This window comes from Geosporobacter ferrireducens, from assembly GCF_001750685.1.
Lineage (GTDB): Bacteria > Bacillota > Clostridia > Peptostreptococcales > Thermotaleaceae > Geosporobacter > Geosporobacter ferrireducens.
Genome location: NZ_CP017269.1, coordinates 1726626 through 1749253, shown reverse-complemented (window position 1 = coordinate 1749253; position 22628 = coordinate 1726626). Strand labels below are relative to the sequence as shown.

General features: G+C 38.6%; 19 protein-coding genes. 12 read left to right on the top strand and 7 right to left on the bottom strand.

The window, feature by feature from the left end:
- Window positions 1-176: 176 nt before the first annotated feature.
- Window positions 177-1079: a DUF4367 domain-containing protein gene (locus tag Gferi_RS08535; RefSeq protein ID WP_069975504.1), complete on the bottom strand. Its 903-nt coding sequence runs from the start codon at window positions 1077-1079 to the stop codon at window positions 177-179.
- Window positions 1076-1618, bottom strand: coding sequence for a sigma-70 family RNA polymerase sigma factor (locus Gferi_RS08530; protein WP_069975503.1), 543 nt, complete (start codon window positions 1616-1618; stop codon window positions 1076-1078). Before Gferi_RS08530 ends, Gferi_RS08535 begins: the two co-directional genes overlap by 4 nt.
- Window positions 1619-2081: 463 nt before the next feature.
- On the opposite strand from Gferi_RS08530, the gene Gferi_RS08525 reads away from it, so the two are divergent.
- The 4 genes from Gferi_RS08525 to Gferi_RS08510 all read left to right on the top strand — a co-directional run bounded on the left by Gferi_RS08525 (window position 2082) and on the right by Gferi_RS08510 (window position 5523).
- Entirely contained in the window at window positions 2082-2594 is a 513-nt protein-coding gene (locus tag Gferi_RS08525; protein ID WP_069975502.1) for a PadR family transcriptional regulator, read from the top strand.
- A 16-nt stretch (window positions 2595-2610) separates the two neighbouring features.
- The gene (locus Gferi_RS08520; protein WP_069975498.1) at window positions 2611-3183 is read left to right on the top strand and encodes a flavodoxin family protein; all 573 of its coding nucleotides are present in this window, start codon (window positions 2611-2613) and stop codon (window positions 3181-3183) included.
- Window positions 3177-3857 carry an NAD(P)H-dependent oxidoreductase gene (locus tag Gferi_RS08515; protein WP_069975496.1) on the top strand — a complete coding sequence of 227 codons (681 nt, stop codon included), beginning with the start codon at window positions 3177-3179 and terminating at the stop codon, window positions 3855-3857. Before Gferi_RS08520 ends, Gferi_RS08515 begins: the two co-directional genes overlap by 7 nt.
- A gap of 385 nt (window positions 3858-4242) precedes the next feature.
- Window positions 4243-5523, top strand: coding sequence for a histidine--tRNA ligase (locus Gferi_RS08510; RefSeq protein WP_069975494.1), 1281 nt, complete (start codon window positions 4243-4245; stop codon window positions 5521-5523).
- A gap of 141 nt (window positions 5524-5664) precedes the next feature.
- On the opposite strand, the gene Gferi_RS08505 is transcribed toward Gferi_RS08510, so the two are convergent.
- The 4 genes from Gferi_RS08505 to Gferi_RS08490 all read right to left on the bottom strand — a co-directional run bounded on the left by Gferi_RS08505 (window position 5665) and on the right by Gferi_RS08490 (window position 9075).
- A complete protein-coding gene (locus Gferi_RS08505; RefSeq protein ID WP_069975492.1) occupies window positions 5665-6348 on the bottom strand; it encodes a Crp/Fnr family transcriptional regulator in 684 nt (227 codons plus the stop codon).
- 365 nt (window positions 6349-6713) lie between these two features.
- Complete coding sequence (gene pcp, locus Gferi_RS08500; RefSeq protein ID WP_069975491.1) at window positions 6714-7355, bottom strand: pyroglutamyl-peptidase I; 642 nt, start codon at window positions 7353-7355, stop codon at window positions 6714-6716.
- 42 nt (window positions 7356-7397) lie between these two features.
- Window positions 7398-8354: a DUF979 domain-containing protein gene (locus Gferi_RS08495; protein ID WP_069975489.1), complete on the bottom strand. Its 957-nt coding sequence runs from the start codon at window positions 8352-8354 to the stop codon at window positions 7398-7400.
- A 16-nt stretch (window positions 8355-8370) separates the two neighbouring features.
- Complete coding sequence (locus Gferi_RS08490) at window positions 8371-9075, bottom strand: DUF969 domain-containing protein (protein ID WP_330389627.1); 705 nt, start codon at window positions 9073-9075, stop codon at window positions 8371-8373.
- Window positions 9076-9648: 573 nt separating this feature from the next.
- Here Gferi_RS08490 and Gferi_RS08485 point away from each other — a divergent pair.
- The 5 genes from Gferi_RS08485 (at window position 9649) to Gferi_RS08465 (ending at window position 16663) form a co-directional block, all read left to right on the top strand.
- Window positions 9649-11127: a protein adenylyltransferase SelO gene (locus tag Gferi_RS08485; RefSeq protein ID WP_330389626.1), complete on the top strand. Its 1479-nt coding sequence runs from the start codon at window positions 9649-9651 to the stop codon at window positions 11125-11127.
- A 312-nt stretch (window positions 11128-11439) separates the two neighbouring features.
- Window positions 11440-13344, top strand: coding sequence for a sigma-54-dependent Fis family transcriptional regulator (locus Gferi_RS08480; RefSeq protein ID WP_083273452.1), 1905 nt, complete (start codon window positions 11440-11442; stop codon window positions 13342-13344).
- Window positions 13345-13597: 253 nt separating this feature from the next.
- Window positions 13598-14851 (top strand): SLC13 family permease, encoded by a 1254-nt coding sequence (locus Gferi_RS08475; RefSeq protein WP_069975485.1) that lies wholly within the window; start codon window positions 13598-13600, stop codon window positions 14849-14851.
- Between the two features lie 30 nt (window positions 14852-14881).
- Window positions 14882-16144 (top strand): 3-isopropylmalate dehydratase large subunit, encoded by a 1263-nt coding sequence (locus Gferi_RS08470; RefSeq protein ID WP_069975483.1) that lies wholly within the window; start codon window positions 14882-14884, stop codon window positions 16142-16144.
- A gap of 15 nt (window positions 16145-16159) precedes the next feature.
- On the top strand, window positions 16160-16663 hold the full coding sequence (locus Gferi_RS08465) for a LeuD/DmdB family oxidoreductase small subunit (RefSeq protein ID WP_179948118.1): 504 nt from the start codon (window positions 16160-16162) through the stop codon (window positions 16661-16663).
- A 122-nt stretch (window positions 16664-16785) separates the two neighbouring features.
- Here the strand turns inward: Gferi_RS08465 and Gferi_RS08460 are convergent, their stop codons facing one another.
- Window positions 16786-17667, bottom strand: a complete 882-nt coding sequence (locus tag Gferi_RS08460) for a LysR family transcriptional regulator (protein WP_083273451.1) — start codon at window positions 17665-17667, stop codon at window positions 16786-16788.
- A gap of 373 nt (window positions 17668-18040) precedes the next feature.
- Here Gferi_RS08460 and Gferi_RS08455 point away from each other — a divergent pair, with 373 nt between their 5' ends.
- The 3 genes from Gferi_RS08455 to Gferi_RS08445 all read left to right on the top strand — a co-directional run bounded on the left by Gferi_RS08455 (window position 18041) and on the right by Gferi_RS08445 (window position 22559).
- Complete coding sequence (locus tag Gferi_RS08455) at window positions 18041-19444, top strand: YfcC family protein (protein WP_069975481.1); 1404 nt, start codon at window positions 18041-18043, stop codon at window positions 19442-19444.
- 192 nt (window positions 19445-19636) lie between these two features.
- On the top strand, window positions 19637-21364 hold the full coding sequence (locus Gferi_RS08450) for a M28 family peptidase (RefSeq protein WP_069975479.1): 1728 nt from the start codon (window positions 19637-19639) through the stop codon (window positions 21362-21364).
- A 19-nt stretch (window positions 21365-21383) separates the two neighbouring features.
- A complete protein-coding gene (locus Gferi_RS08445; protein WP_069975477.1) occupies window positions 21384-22559 on the top strand; it encodes a M20 family metallopeptidase in 1176 nt (391 codons plus the stop codon).
- Window positions 22560-22628 lie beyond the last annotated feature (69 nt).

Sequence of the window (22628 nt, the reverse complement as noted above, 5' to 3'; positions counted from 1 at the left end):
CTAGCAGTGACTCTTCTATCTGTTGAAATCAGGAAAATAACGGGCATAAATAAGGATTCTCAGTCACAAATCTATAATTAGATATCAATTAATCCCTAAAATAAATTTAGAGAATAACAAACCCCTTGGCGGATACCAAGGGGTTTGCATGCAGTAATATTCAGTTGGATGAAATCTCATCGAATGGATTTCGCAATTTTTATACTTTCAGTTCTTCCGAGATTATAAGTATACATTAAGTAACGTATACCATTGTATTCCCAAACGATTCCCTCATCACCTAAAATAGCGTCGGCGCCATTAACCTTTACCTTTTCAATATTGTCAAAGGATGTTTCCCCGGCGGTTTCTTCACATACATAGGTTTGGGCTATAAATATGCTATCTTCTGTCTTGTTGTTCATGAAGTATAAACTACATCCTTTATCATAAACCCCTCCCTTATCATCCTTATAAAATTCAGCGCTATAAAATTCAAAGCCTTCCGGTAAATAAGCCGGCAGTTTTATATCGAAGCAGGTATACCCATTCAATTTTCCGGAATCATGGATTATGAGCGTTTCCGATTCATGTTCTTGACGGTTTTTTTCCATGTTTTGCTGTTGTAATGCTTCTGTTACCAAAGTTCCGTCAGGTTCTACATCCAAAACTTTTTCTCCATGGACATTATACATTTCATCTTTATTTGCCAACGTAATTTTTCCGATTACATTTTTGTTTTTATCAAATACTTTTCCTTTTGCTGCTTCAGGGATATCCTTATCCTGCCATTTATAATCTTTGTTTTCAAATATGGTGATATTTTTCAAGGATAAACTTCTAATAATCTGATTTACTATCTCTTGCGCGAAAGCTGTTTGCATAATAAACGTGGATGCACATAATAAACACAATATGGATGCAGCTATGGCGCCGACGCGTTTCCTTTTGTTTAATCTCTTCATATTTTCATCCTCCTTGACCCCAATAAGCGTTAAAACATTTTCAAATTCTTCGTTAATATTTTCTGGGATCTTTTGCACTTCCTTTTTGAATTTTTCTTTCATCGTAATATCAAATAACTCATCATTATTCATCATGACCATGCATCCTCCCCAAGTATTTCTTTAAGTTTTGCTCTTGCCCTGCTAAGCCTTGCCTTGACAGTTCCTTCTGAAGTTTCTAAAATTTCCGATATGGTTTTAACCGGAATATCATCAAAATAAAATAATGTAATGGTTACTCTCAATTCTTCACTTAATGAATTGATCGCCTGGATTAAATCCATATTTTCATAACTATCGATATATCTTTCAGTGACATCACCCATATTTTTTTCTAATGAAGCACTTCTCTTATCTTTTCTTAATATTTCGTTGCACTCGTTGATCAAAATTCTGATCAACCAGGTTTTAAAATATTCATCTTTTTTTAAAGTGCACATGTTTTCAAATGCTTTGATTATAGTATTTTGAATCGCATCTTTAATGTCTTCTTCATTTTTCAAAATTCCTCTGGCCACCCGGTAAATGTTTAAACGATTTTCATCGATGAGTGACAAAAACGCTTCTTTATCTCCTTTCTTTGCTTTATAGACGGTTGACTTTTTTCTATGATCGAGAAATGATACAAGTTCCATGTTCGCCTCCTATATTTTACTTAGCTAAGTATTACACCTATTAGATGAATGGCGCCTGTATATGGTTGCATGGGTTTAAAACTTTTTAATTCTATAATTATCTTTTTACATAAAATTACCTGCTAAATGCTAGAAGGCAATTTGAAAAATATCATAAATAAACAGATAACATTAATTAATAACATTAACATTATATTACACAGGGAACAGTACGGAACACGCTGTCGGTTATACTGGAAAAACTGCAGGTGAGAGCTCGGACACAATTGGCGATTTATTACTGGAGAAAATCGTAAGAACGGTCATTCACAGGTGAAATGTGTTGTGACAGGTTAAAACTTCGGGGGAGATATGTTAAATGCAAAATATATTGACAATTGAAACATATATCTATAAAATATATATCGATACGATATATATTTTATAGATATATAACCTGCTAAATTTTGAAAGGATGAAAAGAATGATAAAGTTTGTGATCCTGGGTTTTTTAATGCATAAAGAATTAACCGGATATGATATAAAGCAAATCATGATCCATAGTACCTCTAATTTTATGAATGCCAGCTTTGGAAGTATTTATCCTGCACTGGATAGACTAGAGAAGGATGGATTAATCACCGCCACAAAAATAATAGAAAAGGGGAAATACAAAAAGGTATATGCCATTCATGAAACTGGAAAGGAAGTTTTTATTCAATGGCTCGAAGAGCCTATGGACTTTATGAAATCCTATGAAGATATTCTAGCTAAAATATTTTTTTATGGACATCTGCCAAAAGAAAAGGCTATCCGGCACATCGAGCATTTGATTGAAGACATTCATAAAAAGATAGAAAATCTTGAAAAGCTGGAGACAAAGATTAAAGATATAGCGGATCGTTTTGAAATCTCAACACTTTATTTTGGAATAGATCATTTGAAATTTGTGGTCGGTTGGTACGGAAGGTTTTTAAATGATTTAAAAAAGATATAAAGGGAGTGAAGTGAAAATGAAAGCATTAATACTTAATGGAGCATTAAAGGAAGATCAAGAGTTGGTCGCAGTAAGCCGGTTTGCTGAAGAAATTCTTGTTCAGCAAGGATATGAAGTAGACTCAATTTTGCTGCGTGAAAAGGAAATCGGTGAATGCATCGGCTGTTTTGACTGCTGGGTAAAGACGCCAGGGATTTGTATAATCAATGATTACGGGCGGATTATTGCAGAAAAGATTATTAACAGTGAATTTGTACTCTGGCTTACCCCTATCGCTTACGGAGGATATTCTTCTGAGCTTAAAAAGGCCATGGATAGGATCATTCCCTTGCTCCTTCCTTTTTTCAAAAAAGTTCAGGGAGAAGTACACCACAAAGAGCGATACGAAAAATATCCAAGGGTATCCGTGTTAGGGGTCATGGAAGAGAAAGACGATGAACGGGAAGAAATATTTAATTGTCTGATTAAGCGGAATGCTTTAAACTGGTACAATACCTATGGCGGAGGAATCCTGTATAAAGGTGTGGAAGGTGATATGAAAAATCAGCTTGAAGAACAATTAATGCTTAAGGAGGGGAGCATATGCTAAATCAAAAGAAGGCCTTATTGCTGATAGGAAGCCCTAAAAAAAGAGACAGTACTTCAGCCGCATTAGGAAATTACCTGCTCAATAGCCTATACCAAAAGGGATTCATCATTGAAGAACTCCACATCCTGTCCATATTAAAGACGGATTTACAAAAACTTCTTAATAGGGTAAATGATTGTGACATACTTATCCTTTCGTTTCCTTTATATGTGGATAGTCTGCCATCCCCGGTAATCAGGGCACTGGAAGCGATCGATGCGGATAGAAAGAAAAAACAAATCCATAGAAAACAAGCTATGATGACCATTATAAATTGTGGGTTTCCTGAAACCTTCCACAATGATACGGCATTGAAAATATGTAAAAGCTTTGCACATGAGACCCATTTCAAATGGCTTGGAGGTCTTGCCATGGGAGGCGGGGGGGCAATAAGCGGTAGAGCGATTGAACAATTGGGAGGTATGACGAGAAATATAACCAGAGCCCTCGATATGGCTGCAGAAGCCGTGATGAAGGATGCGCCTATTCCGGCAGAAGCACTTGAATTAATGTCAAGGAAGTTGTTGCCAATAGGGCTATATACCTTGGTTGGGCATATAGGTTGGAAAAGTCAGGCGAAGAAAAATAATGCAAAGAAGAAACTTTATGCGAGACCCTATCAAGAAGGAAAATAGAAGGGGCAGGTATATATTTGCGCAGAATCTTGAAACAGATACCCTCACTGGGAGTCTATAAAATAATCCTTACTTGAATTTGATTAAGAAATGTCAAGTTACCCTATACAAATGTATCGTTTATTGATATAATATTGCAAAAGTGAGGGATTTTTTATGAGAGAAATCGATAATTTTGCTAAAAAACTTCATCATCACCATCCGTAGGGGAATGCTTCTTTTAGAATGATAAAAGATGCAAGCCCTATTTGTATTGCTTAAGAATACGAAGATAGGGACTTGTATCTGAGATGGTGACTGTAATGAATGATTAAGATCATGTAGCCATGCAGGTATAAAGCCTGCATGGCTTTTTTATTTAAAAAAAGATGAGGAGGAACGAAAAATGGAATCTTTATTACAAAATCTAAAGGGAACAAAGGATTTTATGCCGGAAGAACAGCAGATAAGAAATAAGATTAGAAACGTACTGGAAGAAGTATTTCAGAACTACGGATACAGACCATTAGAAACACCCATTCTATGCCAGTATGATTTGCTTGCTTCAAAGTATGCCGGCGGTTCAGAAATACTCAAAGAGGTGTACCGGTTGAAAGACCAGGGAAATCGCGATTTGGGCCTAAGATACGATCTAACGGTCCCCTTTTGCAAAGTAATTGGAGCTAATCCAACATTACAATTGCCATTTAAACGATATGAGATCGGCAAAGTATTTCGGGATGGACCTGTGAAAACAGGAAGGCTGAGAGAATTTGTCCAGTGTGATGTGGATGTTGTAGGAGTAAAGGATACTATCGCCGAAGCTGAACTAATGAGTTTGACCTTTGAAGTATTTAGGCGGCTGGGTATGGGTGTATATATCCAGTATAACAATAGAAAGTTGCTAACAGGCCTGTTAGAATTTGCAGGTGTAAATAAGGATTTAATAAATGATGTGATTTTGACAATGGATAAAATTGAAAAGATAGGAGAGGATGCAGTAAAAGAAGAACTGGTGCAGAAAGGCATTACAGAGGATATGCTTTCAAAGCTATTTGATCTTCTAAATGAAGATTTTAGCCTTAGTGATTTTCAAGATTCTCCGAATGTTAATATCCGGGAGGGTATTGCGGAGATACGGGAACTTCAATCCTATTTGTCCGGGCTAGAATTAATGACGAAGACGCAGCTCAATCTGTTTTTGGCACGAGGCTTAGGTATATACACGGGAACAGTATTTGAAGTCTTTTTGTCCGATGGATGCATTCAATCAAGCATTGCCAGCGGAGGACGCTATGATAAAATTATAGGAAAATTCCTGGATTCCGGGCAGGAATATCCTGCAGTTGGAATATCCTTCGGACTGGATGTCATTTATACAGCAATGGAACTGAAAGCTGAAGCTCAGAAAAAATCGCCTGTTGATCTGTTGATTATTCCCATGGGAACGCAAGTAGAAGCCTTGCGATTAGCATGCGCCTTGAGAAAAAAAGATATTAAAGTCGAGATCGAGCTAAGAAGCATCAAACTGAAAAAGAGTTTAGACTATGCAAACAAGCAAGGGATTCCCTATGTTGTTATCTTGGGAGAAGACGAATTAAATAAAGGCTGTGTGAAAATAAAGGATATGAGCAGCGGTGTTGAAAAAGAACTGGTAATTGCAGAAATTGAGAAGTTTAATTTTTAGCCTATTATGGGGATGCAACGATACTTTTTTATATCAACACAATAAAATTGACTGGTTTAGCAGTTGATTTGAAGGGGATAGTCAGCAGACTATCCTCAAACGTATTCAATGCAGGGGGCTATCAAGTAGGTAATCCGCTTCCTATTCATCTACAATTTTATCAATATAAAGCTTTAGAATATCCGGCTTATCGATAACAATACACTTGTCTTCATACCGAATGACACCTTCATCTAAAAGCGTATTTAAATACCGGGTAACCGTTATTCTAGAACAGCCGATATTGTTGGCCAGCTCCTGATGTGTAAGTGCTATATTGATACAGGCACGGCCGCTCTCATCATGATCTGCACAAGAATAAAGCCGCAATAGGGCATCTGCAATTTTTCCCAATGCATCGTTAAATACAGAGTTGGTAAGCTGAAGCATTACAATTCTAAACTTTCTAGTGATGCTGTGAATAAAGTGTCTATAAATTTCAGGATGAGTTTTCAACATTTCATCTAATAGATTTCCCGCAATAACGGCCATTTGCCCGTTGGTTTTTCCCTTTGCAATAATTGAGTCTGTTCCTCCGCAAAAAAAATACATTTCTCCGAATATCTCTCCTGATCTTAATACATATAATAATTTCTCATGTCCTCTTGCGCTGATTACACTTTGCGTTATAATACCTTTTAAAACAATGGCCACATAGTTCTCGGATTTGATGTTTATGATTTCGTTCTTTTTGAAGTTTTTTACAGTACCTAATTTAGCAAGATCATTTCTGAAAAAGTCTCTCATAATTGACTGCCTGTTATCATCGAAGAAATTATTATACATATGTTCCTCCTCCCCCTTATAGGATCTAAATGCATATAAGCGTTCTAAAGTTTATGATGAGATTAACAAATTTAACGAAACTTTTCAAGTATTATAAAAAACAGATTAAACCGAATATACTTTAGGGTTAATCTGTTTTTTACGTTTTTTTCTATTGACAGCCGCTCTATAGATGTGTGACTGAGAAGTTTAGTATTCAACGGAACGGTGAAACACCGTTCCCTACAATATCTGATTTTCGTAGGGGCAGGCCTTGTGTCTGCCCTCACCTGTGGTTGTGAATGGATAAATAAGGATTTTCAGTCGCACCCATCTATAGTGGATTAAAGCTTTAGAAATAAACAATTTTTGTTTATATCAGCTCATTAACATATGGTTCCGCCGGTAGTTTTTATATCTTCCCTATGTTCAATTGCTGCTTTTATCGCATATTTTAATCCTTCTGTAATTTTATCAATATCCATATAAGGGGTGTTGGGCTTATCAATGATTTGATGTGCACAAAAGGGCACATGAATAAACCCGCCGCGTATTTCCGGATATTTTTTATGAATGAGGTAAAGGAGGGCATAGAATATGTGGTTGCACACAAAAGTGCCGGCAGTATTTGAGACAGAAGCAGGAATATTAGCATTTTTTACTTCTCTTACCATTGCTTTTACAGGCAGATTGGAAAAATAAGCATTTTCTCCATCTTCAAAAATAGGTTTATCTATTGGCTGATTTCCTTCATTATCTTTAATGCGGGCGTCATCTATGTTTATTCCAATTCTTTCAATACTTATATCATATCTTCCACCTGCCTGGCCAACACAAATGACGATATCAGGCTGCTCTTTAATAATCAGTTTCTCCAGTTGATGAATAGACTTGTTAAATACCGTTGCGATTTGAGCTTTTACAATTTGTGCACCAGCGATCGTATGATCTAGATTTTTTACAGCTTCAAATGAAGGATTTACACTTTCTCCTCCGAATGGTTCAAATCCTGTTACTAAAACTTTCATTCAGCACCTCCATAGTGTAATTAGAAATGTTTATGTGTGTTTCTAGAAAGCCCAGACGTACATCAGAATAATATGAATCATTAACATGATTGCTGCTACAGGAGCTTGATATTTAATTAACCCGTACTTTCTATCCTCTATTTCCAGGATGGCTGTCGGCACGATATTAAAGTTTGCTGCCATTGGGGTTACCAGTGTACCGCAATAACCTGCGGTAAGGGCAAGGACTGATGCAATAGCAGGATTAGCTCCCTGCATGAATACAAAAGGAACGCCTATCCCAGCTGTTATAACTGCAAAGGCGGCAAAGCCATTTCCCATAATTACTGTAAACAAAGCCATGCCCACACAGTAGGTAACGACGCCTAGAAATATATTTCCTTCAGGAATTACGGTTTTAATTGCCCCTGCAATTACATCCCCTACGCCTGCTACTGCAAAAACAGATCCAAGGGCGGCAAGAAGCTGGGGCAATATGCTGACAGGGCCAACCAATTCCAGCAGCCTCCTGCCGTCTTCTATCATTTCACTTCCTTTTCCTTTTGTAATCACTAAGGAAAGTATAGAAGCAACTACTGCAGATATTCCAAGTGCTACAAGAGAACCTAACTGCTGCGTCCATAGCTGTGCAGTAACAAAGGCTATAATTGCCAAAGCTAATGCGGGTATAAATATTTTATTTTTAATCGTGTTAGCCATTTTTTCCTTAAAATCAGCAGTGGATTCTTGAAATGTATTGTATTTAACCCGTTTAGAGGCTGATAAAACAGCCATGACCAAAACCAGATAGCCAATGACGATATCTTTTATAAATATTTTATCATTGCCCCACAATACCCCTATTCTGCTGAAAGTAAAAATAAATCCTAAAATTCCCCAAAACAGTATAGTTGGTGCTTTTGAAGGATGCTTTTTATCCTTCCAGGTAGTGTACATTGAGAAAAAGCATATAAGTCCGCATAAAATATATAATATTTCTGTTAATGAATTTTTAAGCATAATTACACCTCCTCAATTATGAATTTTCACTGGTATTTTTGTAATCACGTACATTTTTAATATATTTTCTGTCAAATTTCTTGTCATAATATAAAAACTGCAAGGTACCGATCAACATAATAATTAATGCGACAGGGAGCGAAGCTTTAGCTACGTCAATTGCTTCCACCGGATAGCCCTGCTCGTTCATTACACCAACGATTAGCAGTACGCCGCCTGAGGCTACAAAGAAATTTTGTCCGAAGAAGTTGCCATAGTTTTCAACTGCCCCCTCCAGGCCCTTTATTGTTTGTATATCTGCTTCATCCATATCACCGTATCTGCTGGTTGCAGCTCCCTCAGCCATTGGAAGAATAAGGGGCCGGATAAACTGAACATGTCCCCCTATCCTTAAGCCAAACATAGCTGCGATGGTTCTTATGATTAAATATAGAGAGGTTAATCTACCGACCGTTGCAGATTTTATTTTTCCGATCAAATAAGCAGCCCTCTCCCGAAGTCCATATCTTTCCAGCAGCCCGATCACCGGTAAAGAAATAATGAAAATTGACATATATCGGTTGGTTACGAAGGCTCCCCCTAATATTGTCATGATTTCATTAAAGGACATTCCAGCAGCAAGGCCTGTTGCGATTCCTGCCACGACGACCACGGCGATGGTGTCGATTTTCATCATAAACCCAATAATGATAATAAGTATTCCCACAAGCTTAATCATCATTTTATCTCCCTTCTTTAATTTTTTTATTGGAATAAAAAGAATGATCTATCATTCGAAAATAAACCCCTGTTAAGTTGAACAGGTGACAAAAGACCAAGTCCTTTTCAGAAGATAGGAAGGAAATGATAATTTCCATGAAGCAAGAAGTAAGATCTTTTAAATGAAATATTATGAAATGAACATCAATTCTTTCTATTCTCCAATTTATTAAAAGGATACCATAGTATAAAATAATTTTTTGTATCAGTGACTACAATTTTGAAAAAATAACCAGGAGTGTTCCATTACCTATATTTAACGATACAGAGCAGTGAGACGGATAAAGCTATTGAAAAAGATGGGTTATGTGAACATTGAGTTTGTCAGATCGCTGTGTTTAAAATACCTAAAGGGTTTCAGCGATGTTTGAAAAGGGTATAATAAATTGGCAGAAGCAGACACTAAAAGGAGGCCGACTTATGTAGAAATAGGAAGTTGGAAAATAAAAACAGCATAGAATCCTAGCGTTTCATTTTATGTAAAAGAAAAAACTAAGATTATAAAAGAGAAAAGAAGGAAAGGAGAAAAAGAACTGTGAGGATTGAGGGAAACGCAGTAATAGAAGCAGGATGGAATCTAGACAACAGTTATGCCTGCCTTCCGGAATTATTTTTTTCCTGTCTTAACCCAACACCTGTACGGTCACCGAAGTTGATCATACTCAATGATTCGCTGGCAACATCTCTGGGGTTAAACATCCAGGCACTGGAAAGCGAAGACGGCATAGCCGTGTTTGCCGGAAACCGGATTCCTGAGGGTGCTTTACCCCTTGCTCAAGCTTATGCGGGGCATCAGTTCGGACATTTCACGATGTTAGGGGACGGCCGGGCTTTGTTGATAAGTGAACAGGTCACACCTTCAGGGGAACGGTTTGATGTTCAACTGAAGGGTGCAGGAAGAACACCATATTCCCGGCGGGGCGATGGTCGAGCGGCACTAGGACCGATGCTGCGCGAATACATCATCAGCGAAGCAATGCAAGCACTGGGTATAGCAACCACCCGCAGCCTGGCAGTGGTGACAACCGGGGAACCGGTAATTCGGGAAACAGAACTGCCTGGTGCAATTTTGACCCGTGTGGCTGCCAGCCATCTGCGGGTCGGAACTTTTCAATACGTTGCAAAATGGGGAACGGTTGAAGAACTCCAGGCCTTGGCTGACTATACACTAAAGCGTCATTTTCCAGACATTGAAGCGGATGGGAACCGATATCTCTTGCTGCTGCAGGAAGTAATCAAGCGTCAGGCCGGACTGATTGCTAAATGGCAGCTGGTGGGCTTTATCCATGGGGTGATGAACACCGACAACATGACGATTAGCGGAGAAACCATTGATTATGGTCCATGTGCCTTCATGGATGCCTATGACCCGGCAACGGTATTTAGCTCCATCGATACGTATGGCCGCTATGCTTATGGCAATCAGCCGAGTATTGCCGCATGGAATCTCGCAAGATTTGCTGAAAGCCTACTACCGCTGTTGCACGTCAACCAAGAGGAGGCTGTCAAGTTAGCCCAGGATGCGGTTTCAGATTTTACTGAGATGTATCACTGCAACTGGCTTGCGGGAATGAGAGCAAAACTGGGAATGTTTAATGAAGAGCCAGGGGATGAATCCCTTATTGAGGGCCTCCTCCATATGATGCAGAAGCATCGTGCGGACTATACCAATACCTTCCGTGCATTAACTTTTGATAAGCTGGAAGATGCGGCCCTGTTTGACACCACAGAATTTGCTCAATGGCACGAGCGGTGGCAGGAAAGGCTGGGCAGGCAGCAGGGATCGAAGGCGAATGCTCACCAGTTGATGCGAAAGGCCAATCCCGCTCTAATCCCGAGGAACCACCGGGTAGAAGATGCATTAGAGGCTGCAGTGAATCAAGGAGACTACAGTGCGATGGAGCGGCTTTTGAATGTTCTTTCAAAACCTTATGCCCATTCTCCAGAACAGGCCGATTATGCTGCACTGCCCGCTTCAGCAGTTTATCCTTACCGAACCTTTTGCGGAACTTAATATGTGTATTGAATACTGTTAGCTAGGAGAAATAGAAAAGACTACCCACAATATGACTTCAAAGATTGTGGGTAGTCTTTTGAAGTTTTTATCCCTCCAATAAAGATATAGTTTACGCTGTGCTTGATTTACCATTACCAGAGAGCTTCCATCTAAATTAAATAAAATGCTGCTATAAAGATTATGTTCAATGAGCTTAACCTATCTTCCTGCAATAGAAGACTTGAAGAAAAAGTCTGGGTTATGTAAAATAAAATAATAAAAGCTGTACAAGAAAACAGGCTATTATTTCAGGCTTCAGGAGGGGATTCTTTGAACCGACAAGTAACGGAAATTTGTATGATTGTGCCTTCGGAAAAAATGGGCATGAAAGCAAAAGAAGTCATAGCAGAATATAACCATAATGTAAATGTTTATATAGCAGCGCTAGACAACATTGTATTGATGTGTAACCAATTGGCCGAACTAGGGGCAAAAGTAATAATATGCCGTCAGGGTACCAAAGCTTATATCGAAGAGAATGTGAAAATTACGACTGTAGGTATTGATTTGACAACAGCAGATTATATTGATGTTATGAAACAAATAAAAGAAATAACCGGACTTGTTGCTTTTATTAATCATGATCGATCTATGGACAATATGGAATCCCTTTGCAAATTAATGGGTATTAATGCAAAACAATATATTTTTAGAAGTATTAGAGAGTGTGAAGAATGTGTAAATCAGGCAATAGCAGACGGTGCGATATTTGGCATAGGAGGAATCGTTGCTGAGAACTTTGCAGCGGAAAAAGACTTTAAATATACGGTTTTAGAAAGCTCAAAAGAAGCAATTCTTCAAGCAATTACAACAGCAAAACAAATCGTAAAGGTCCAAAATGAAGAGATCAAAAAACAAGAAAATTACAGTCTTCAAATCAAACGCTATGAAGCTGTATTGAATTTTACCCATGATGGAATTATAGCCATTGATGAAAACGGCAGTATAGATATAATAAATCCTGTGGCAGAAAAGATATTAAAGGTTAAAAAAGAAAAATGCATAGGAGAGGATATTCATAGAGTATTTCCAAATACACAAATGCTGCAAAGCTTGGAGAATGGAGAAAAACAGATAAATCAGATAATGAATATCAGCGGTACCACGATTTTAACAAATCGTATCCCTATTATAATTGATGATAAGGTAAAAGGTGTTGTTGCTACATTTCAGGATGTTAAAACGATTCAAGAAAGTGAAAAAAGCATAAGAAGAAAATCAGTAAATAAGGGGTACCTGGCAAAATATACTTTTAATGATATCAAAGGGAATTCAGAAACAATTCACAAAACCATAAAAATAGCAAAAAGCTATGCAAAAATATCATCAACAATTTTAATTCATGGAGAAACAGGGACGGGAAAGGAACTATTTGCTCAAAGTATTCACAACAGTAGCTTACGGAAGAATGGTCCTTTTGTGGCTATAAATTGTTCTGCGATGACAAAAAGTCTTTTGGAATCCGAGTTTTTCGGCTATGAAGAGGGAACCTTTACGGGTGCTTCGAAGGGTGGAAAAGCCGGATTATTTGAAATTGCCCATGGCGGAACAATCTTTTTGGACGAGATAGGAGATATCTCTCCTGAAACACAGGTACATCTTTTGCGGGTGCTTCAGGAAAAAGAAATAAGACGGGTAGGAAGCAATAAAATAATTCCTGTTGATGTACGGGTTATTACAGCAACCAATAAAAATCTGGAAGAAGAAGTTGAGAAAGGAAATTTTAGAGAGGACTTATTTTATAGGCTGAATATATTAAAGCTGTATTTACCGCCTTTAAGGGACCGGAGGAATGACACAAAAGAAATAGCTAAAAACTTTTTAATGGAACTGGATAATAAAAATTACAGGCAATATGAATCGGTTCTAATGAAAATACTAAATGAATTAGAGCATTATTTATGGCCGGGAAATATAAGAGAACTTCAAAATTTAGTAGAAAGAATTCATGTACTTGCCGTCAATAAAGAGACGAAATTAATCGATACAGGACTTCTTGTTTCAAAAATAGATAAAGAAAGATTCGAAGAAAAAAAACTGGGAAATTTAGAATACAATAGAATCATAAGGGCTTTAGAAGAAAATAATTTATCTAAAGCAAAAACGGCAGAAAGCTTAGGAATGAGCAGAAGTACCCTATGGCGTAAACTAAAAGCGTATAACATAGAGATATAAAAACAGTTTGAACGAAACCTTTTGAAACAAAATGAAATGATTTCAAACAAAATGAAACGAATGCTGAACAAAATAAAAAAGTCTCTACAAAGAGGCTTTTTTATTTTTGAGAAATATGCTTGCTAAGCCTAGAAAATGGAGCTTTGTCATTTTATGAAAGATATTGTTGTTTTTTGGCATGATACTTGCTCTTAATTCAAATATTATGAATTCATAATAAACAAATATAAAGATTAAGATGGGAGGAGAAAAAATGAATTATGCATTATTGTCTTTAGTATTTCTTATTGGGGCTATAATACTCGGATTTACGCGAAAGATCAACACCGGATTGGTTGCTGTCGGACTTTCTTTGATTCTTGGGGTTATAGGAGGCGTAACGGAAAACGATATTATGGGAGGGTTTCCCACCAAATTATTCATTATGCTTCTTGGGGTGATGTACTTTTTCAGTATTGCCCAGGAAAACGGTACGCTGGAATTATTGGCAAAAAAGGTGGTTTCCCTCGCCGGCAAGAGAACAAATTTAATTCCTATAATTGTTTACGTTTTTTCAGTCATTCTTTCAGGCATTGGTCCTGGAACCATCCCTGTAATGTCTCTTATGGCAGTGTTTACAATGGCTTTGGCAGCTGAATTGAAGGTTTCGCCGCTCTTGCTGTCTGCGATTTCTATTATGGGTGCTGCAGCAGGAGGGATTTCTTCCATTGCCCCTACGGGCATTATAGGGATAACCTTAGCTGCAGAGCAGGGCATAACCGGCATTGAAAGAGCATATTTGATGAATGCCATGCTTGGATTTACGATTTATGCAGCTCTTTTGTATATTGTACTAAAAGGCTATAAAATGAAGTCTGAAACCGCATTGAAACTGTCTGAGCTTCCGAAATTCAACAGAAATCAGATCATAACCCTTATCGGTATGGCTGTGCTGGTTGTCGGAGTAATTATATTCAAATATAATGTTGGACTGTTATCCTTCAGTATTGCACTTGTTTTATCTTTGTTTAGAGTTGCAAGTGAAAAAAAGGCAATTGCAAATATTCCTTGGAGCACATTGATCCTGGTAACAGGCGTCAATGTTTTGATGAGTATTGTTATAAAGCTTGGAGGAATCGACTTGCTTTCATCCACATTAGCCGGTTTTATGACAGATAAAACAGCATCGGCGATCATAAGTCTTACTGCAGGAATTATGTCATGGTTCAGCTCCGCTTCAGGCGTTGTTATGCCTACTCTTATTCCAACAGTGGGAGACTTGATTGCAAAAGTTGGAGGGAATCTATCAGGTCTTGAGCTCATTTCTGCAATTACCAACGCTGCAAATGTTGCCGGGACCAGCCCTATTTCAACAGGCGGGGCTTTAGCACTTGCTTCTTATGTCCAGAATGCCCACGTTTCTGACAAGGAGCAACAGGATTTATTCATAAAAATGTTTGCTGTAGCAATAGGTGGTGTTTTGACAATGACCGTCATTGCAGGAATTGGGCTCTACAGAATTTTTTAATAAAATAAAAATAAGGAGGTCTTATATATTATGGGGATGACAATGTCTGAAAAAATTTTAGCACAAGCGGCTGGGAAAGCCTCTGCAAAAGCGGGAGATATACTATGGGTCAAAGTTGATAAGGCCATGATGGATGATGTTCTGGGACCAAGAGTTGAAATCGCAGAAAAGTTAAAAGAACTTAATGTTGGGGTTTGGGATAAAGATAAAATTGTTGTAATCTCGGATCATTATACACCCCCTGCAAATGCGACACAGGCTGCGATTGTCAAGTTTACAAGAGATTGGTGCAGTGCGTATGGTGTTGACAATTATTATGAATTTGTCGGACCCTGCCATCAGATTATGGTTGAGAAGGGTCATGTATTGCCGGGACAAATTATTGTCGGCACCGATTCTCATACCTGTATGTATGGGGCATTAGGGAGCTTTTCAACTGGAATAGGGTCAACGGAAATGCTGGGGGTATTGGTTACAGGCGAGATCTGGCTGAAGGTCCCTGAGACGGTTAAGGTAGAGTGGTCCGGTAATCTGCCGAAAGGAACAATGGCAAAAGACCTCGTTCTGAAAACCATTGGAAAAGTTGGACATGTAGGTGCTACCTATAAGGCAATCGAATATGTAGGAAACACTATTGAAAATATGATAATGGATGAAAGAATGGCCATTACAAATATGGCTGTTGAAATGGGTGCAAAAGCAGGACTTATACCTGTTGATAATATAACCCTGGAGTATCTGAAGGAGAGAAATATAAATCAAAACTTTGATTTTCTGAAAAGCGATAAAGAAGCACATTTCTGTGATGAGCTAAGGTTCAATGCAGAGGAATTAGAACCGGTTGCCGCATGTCCCCATGAGGTAGATAATGTAACAGAAATTAAAAATATAGAAGGTACAAAAATTGACCAGGCATATATAGGTTCCTGTACGGGCGGGAGATATAATGATCTATTGATGGCGGCAAAAGTATTAGAAGGAAAAAAGATTGCTAAAGGCATTCGACTCCTCGTATCTCCATCATCAAAGGATATTTGGGATAGATGTGCAAAAGATGGAATCCTTCAAAAACTTTCTGATGCTGGTGCTGTAATATTATCACCTACTTGCGGTGTTTGTCTTGGGCTTCATTCCGGAACAATTGCTCCCGGTGAGGTTTGTATTTCTTCAACAAATAGAAATTTCATCGGAAGAATGGGAAGCGCAGATTCTCAAATCTATCTGGCATCACCGATTTCTGTTGCAGCTGCTGCAATCGAAGGAAAAATTGCAGATCCAAGGAAATACCTATAATAAAGGAGTGATTGGATGAATCGTATAATCAAAGGACGCGTGTGGAAATATGGGAGCAATATAAATACAGATATAATATCTCCACCTCAATATATGGAGCTGAAAACGGAAGATGCAGCAAAATATTGTATGAGTACCATTGACCCATCCTTTTCAACAAAGTTTAAAAAAGGAGATATTTTAATAGCAGAAGATAATTTCGGCTCCGGGTCAAGCCGCGAAACAGCACCGCTAATGCTTAAACATTTAGGAGTCGATATAATTATTGCAAAATCCTTTGCTAGAATTTTTTATAGAAACGCAACCAATTTAGGCATTTTGGCGATCGAATGCCCGGAAACTGATAAAATACAGGATGAAGACGAAATCTCAATCAATTATACTGAAGGAGAAATTATAAATAAAACCCGAAATCAAGTATATAAATGTGATAAAATTCCATTGCATATAATGGATTTGATAAGCAGCGGCGGGCTAATGTCTTATTTAAGAGATCGGGTTAAAGATAAAAGGATTTAAGATATTTCTTAAATATTCTCTCAAGAATTAAGCTGGAATGAGGATTTAGATTGAGAAAATAAGATAAAAAGGTAAGCACAGATGAAAGGGCAATATGTGCTTACCTTTTTATTTTAAGCTTGCTAAAGACGTGAGATGCATTCATCCAGGACATAGTCTATAAACATTTTGATTGCCGATCGTTCTAAAACCTCGTTTCTATAAAGCATAAAGGTTTTTTGCAGCATAGGCTGCCCGTCTGGCCAAAGCAGCGGAGAAAAGAAAAGGGAACGGCGATTGCCGATATGAATCTTAGGTACGATCGTCCAGCCTAGGCCGTGGGATGCTAGCTGAATACAAGCCTCGAGCGAGTTTACCTGTGTAATGAGGGCAGGGGGAGGCGTTGAAAATTGAACCTGCCACCATTTATAAAATACTTCGTCGAACTTTGTGATCACTACCGAATCATCCTGAATCCAGGGGACATGAGGCAGCTGATGAAACGCAATGGGGTGTGCAGAGATAATCCCGTGGGGTTCTTCTAAAATAACATGCTTTTTTTCCGGCCAATCAATATCCGCCCGAAGAATAATCAAGTCAACATCATTTTTAAACAGCATATCAGGCAGTTGCAAAGTGCTGGATCCTGTTTTCAGAATGATTTCCACATCAGGAAAACGCTCCTGATAGGTTTTTAGGATGGGGGCCAGCTTGAATTTTGCAAAAACTGTGCTCACTCCTAGGCGTAAGGTTCCCCGTGTGGAATCTTTCATATTTTGTACAGTATCTTTTACTAAAGATAGCTTTTCAAGCATTTCTTCTGCATACTTTAATAGATATTCGCCTTGAATGGTAAAAGAAACACCATTGGAATGCCGGTTTAGTATTTTTACCCCAAATTCTTTTTCCAATTTATTCAGACGATAGGTAAGAGAAGGCTGTGAGATAAAAAGCCGCTCTGCTGTTCTTGAGAGGCTGTGTTCTTTACGAATCGTCTTTAACATAATCCAATCATTAGAATCCATAGTAGATCCTCCGGTGCTATAAAAAAATTTTATAGGGGTATGATAGAAAACCAATATTTCCGCTTTTCTGATAATTATACTACAATGTTAATAATTCAAGCAATATTTTCTATATCCGGGGGTTAAGACCACAGTAAGGTTTTCCTTATAGGAGATAGATGATCATTTATTGACAGGATACTTCATGTAGGATAATGATGTAGTTTGGGATACAAAGAGGAAAAGCGCGCTTCCGATAAAATAGGAAAAAGTTGGATTTTCATAAGGAGGAATGATCTTTTTTAGAACACAGTAGAATCCATTTGGAAAATACTTTAATATACATCTTTAAAATATAGATAGGATAAATGATGAAAAGAGGGTGAAAGAAAACATGAGCAATCAGGCAACCAGTGCAAAAAAATCAAGAGTGCCACATACCTTTGTTATTCTCATCGGATTAGCTTTTTTAATGCTGCTCTTAACCTATGTGATTCCTGCCGGTGAGTATGACCGGGTAAAGGACGCCATATCAGGCAAAACAGTCATTGACCCAAACAGCTTTCATTATGTAGAACAAGCGCCGGTGAGTGTTTTTAAATTTCCGTTGGCAATTTATAATGCAATCGTCAAAGCTGCAAATATATCTGTTTTTATCTTTATTATCGGTGGTGCATTTGAAATCATTAATTCAACGGGGGCACTCAACGTATTTATTAGTAAGGCTGCAAAATCATTTGCCAACAGGGAGAGATTGTTAATCCCGCTTTTAATGACGGTTTTTTCAGTAGGGGGATTTACCTTTGGGATGTCCGTTGAAAACATTGTATTCATCCCTACGATCATGGCGTTAATGATGTCTTTAGGATATGATGCGGTTACAGGTATGGCAGTAGTATCCCTTGGAGCCGCCTGTGGATTTATTTCAGGTATATTGAATCCTTTTAATGTAGGTGTAGCACAAGCAATAGCCGGATTACCGATGTTTTCTGGTGCATGGTTTAGAGTCATCGTACTGGTCGGTTTCCTAATTATCACCAGCCTGTATGTCATGCGATATGCTTCAAAGGTGAAGGAAAATCCTCTGAACAGTGTTGTCAGTGATCTAAATGAATGGGAGGATATAGAAAACGGACTGCATGATATAAGAAGTGCAGCAAGCGTACAGGATTATGTCATACTATTCACTGTTTTGATTGGGTTTGCAGCGATTGTATTTGGGGTTTTAAAATACGAGTGGTTTATCGCCGAACTGGCAGCACTATTCCTGACCATGGGGATTGTGGCAGGAATCATCAATGGGTATGGGGCAAACAAAATTGCAGGATTATTTTGCATAGGTCTTAAAAATGTTGCGGTAGGCGCCCTTATCATTGGGGTTGCCAGAACCATATCTGTTATCATGGAAGACGGACAGATTATAGATACTGTTGTTTATGGCTTGTCTACCCCGTTAGGCAGGTTGCCAGGCTCTCTTCAAGCTGTAGGTATGTATTTTGCACATACCCTCATTAATATTCCAATAACATCCGGTTCAGGTCAAGCGGCAGCTACAATGCCCATCATGCTCCCCTTGTCGGAAGTAATTGGATTGAGCAAACAGACGGCAGTACTTACTTTCCAGTTAGGTGACGGCATTACAAACAATATTTTGCCTACATCCAGTGCATTAATGGCTGCCCTTTCGGTTGCAAAGATACCTTATGAAAAGTGGATAAAATTTGCCGGTCCCCTCATGGGCATTTGGATCCTGTATGGAATGGCGCTTTCTATCATTGCTTCAATTATAAACTATTAGCAAAATGATATTTAAGGCAAAGGGGATAACAAAAGAATAGATCGCTAAGGGTGCACCGGTATGGGGATAGGTCCTGTATTCGAGGGGATATTAAGGTCCCGTGGATGGAATACACAGGCAGTAAAAGTGCACCCTTCTGCTGAATAGAAATCCATTCTTATAAAATTTACGGATGCGGTGGAGGTGAAGACCGTGACATTGGCAGTAGAGGACGATCCAAGGAAAGTGTGTGACGATGTGAATTTATATAACATGGATGAAATGCTCAAGTATTTTGCTACATTTGAGAAGCTTTCAGGGACCAGAGAAGCGGAACGTGCCGTGCAATATATCATAGATCGGTTGAAGCAGTATGGCGTTGAATGTGAAAAGTATGTCTTCGACGCTTATATAAGCAATCCGCTTTGCAGTACCCTGGAAATTATCGGGAAAAAATATAGGATGGAATCGAGGCCCAGATCTTTTTCAAAGGACTGCCCCTATGGAATTGAAGGAGAGATCATATTTGATCCCTACAGTGCAGGCAGTACCCTATCGACAAGAGAATTAGATTTATTCTATGAAAAATTTAAGAACAAAATTGTACTAAGCTATAGCTATGATGAAGGGTATGCAAAAAAAATAGAGAAGTACGGAGCCATAGGATTAATTCAGATATGGCCAAGTAAAGAAGATGCACTCCATGAGGATACGGTGGGTGCTGTATGGGGAACGCCAACTTTGGACAGTGAATACTTTCTATTGGACATTCCGGTTATATCCATTAAAAATAGTGATGGTGCCATGCTGGAATCCCTGCTGCAAAAGGAAAGGATACAGGTAAAATTCTACTCCAATGTAGATACCAAAGTGTGTAAAGTAAGTCTGCCGGTGGCTCGTATCCAAGGTAAGAGTGAAGATTTTGTGCTGCTTTCAGGACACTATGACACCTGGTATGAAGGGATGACGGATAATGGAGCCAGCAATGCTGCGTGTCTGGAAGCTGCTAGAATCCTTTCTGCAAATAAGGAGCGGCTGTTGAGAAGTGTAAGGATTGCATGGTGGCCCGGGCACTCCAATGGCCGGTATATGGGATCAACCTGGTATTGTGATAACTTTTGGGATCTGCTGTATGAGCATTGTGTTGCCCATATCAACAGCGACTGTATCGGCTCAAAGGATACGAATGCTGTTTTTGTAAAAACAACACTATGGGAAGGAAAAAATTTTATCGGAGATATTGTAAAAGATATTACCGGGGATGATCCGGCTGAATACGGCAGGATCGGCCGGGGTGCAGATCAATCCTTTTGGGGACCGAGAATCCCTATTCATATCATGACAAGGCATGAAGTCAGCAGGGAAAATAGAATATTTGCCTGTCCCGGTGCAGGTGTATGGTGGTGGCATACGACAGAGGACACCTATGATAAGATTGACAAAGAGATTCTTATGAAAGATACAAAGATATTAATTGAAACGGTGTATAAACTGGCAACGGCAGAAGTGCTTCCCCATGACTTCGACAGCTACTTTGACAACAGTCGCCGTATTCTGGAAAAGGTAGATCATAATTCTGATAAGGAATTTGACTTCAATGATATGTATCTATGGCTGGAAGCCTTAAGGAAGAAAACAAAGTATATTTTTGAACAGCAGAACCTATCGGTTGACATGTACAACCGGTTGATGAAGCTGATCGGTGGAGAAATGAACAGACTGATGTATTCGTATTCAAGCCGGTATGAACACGATGCTGCCATAGCTACCCAGCTATTTCCTTATATCAGTGCAGTTAACGGCATATATAAAAACAACACAGGGGAGAAGGAATACTTATTTATTAAAACGGAGTTTGTAAGACAAAGAAATAGGTTTATAACAGAGATAAAATATATTATAAAAGAGGCAGATTTGATTCTAAGTACTTGGAGATCATGATGACCGAGGAGGATACGCAATGAAAGATAATATCTTTGCTTACATAGATTCTATTCAGGCAGAAATACATGATATGGCCGACTATATTTTTGATAATCCGGAAATTGGATTTGGTGAGCATAAAGCGGCAGAACGGTTAACCAATTATTTGGATAAAAATGGTTTTCGCGTTGAGTGTGGTATAGGAGGACTTGAAACAGCCTTTAGGGCAGTATATGAAAATGGAGAAGGTGGGCCATCCATAGGGATGTTGTGTGAATACGATGCACTCATCAATATAGGACACGCATGTGCCCATCACATGCAAGGTCCCTCTATAGTGGCAGCAGCAATAGCTTTAAAAAATACCGTGATGGATCTGCCCTATAAGTTGGTTATATACGGTACACCGGCGGAAGAAACTTCCGGTGGAAAAATAATCATGTTAAAAAACGGATGCTTTAAGGATATAGACATCGCATTGATGATGCATGGCAGTCCTACAACGACAACAGATGTAAAATGCATGGCCCTCTCCAGCTTTGCTGTGACCTTTAAAGGGAAGAGTGCTCATGCAGCGATTGAGCCTGAAATGGGAAGGAGCGCTCTTGACGCTTTACTATTGGCTTTCCATGGTATTGAATGCTTGCGAGAACATGTAAAGGAAGATACCCGAATGCATTACACTGTGACGAATGCCGGTGGACCGGATAATGTAGTACCGGGCATCGCTACAGGTACTTTTGCCCTCCGTTCTTACAATAGAAAATACTTAGATCATGTTGTAGATAGGTTTAAAAATATTATCAAGGGTGCAGCTTTGATGACAGGGACCCGTTACGATATTTTGGAAGATAATGCTTTTGACAGCAAAATACCTGTCATAAAATTAAATGATCTCCTTATGGAGAATGCACGATTGGTGAATGCCCCTGCCATAAAGCCGGCAAGAGAAAAAACCGGGTCTACAGATTTTGGAAATGTGATGTATAACGTTCCGGGTTCTTGTATTCGTATAGCTTTTGTGGATGAAAAGACAGCAGCACATTCTCAGGAGTATCTGGATGCAGGCAAAACTGAAAAAGCACATGAAGCTGAAGTTTTAGCAGCCAAAATATTAGCAGCATCCAGTTACGATATCATTGCGAATAAAGTACTTTTAGAGGAAATCAAAGAAGAATTTAAGAATACGAAAGCGGCCATGAGTGATTTTTAACTGGATAAAATAATAAAAGAAAGGGAATTAGCGTAAAGGCGGTCTTTGCTGTGTTTAAGCTAATTCCTT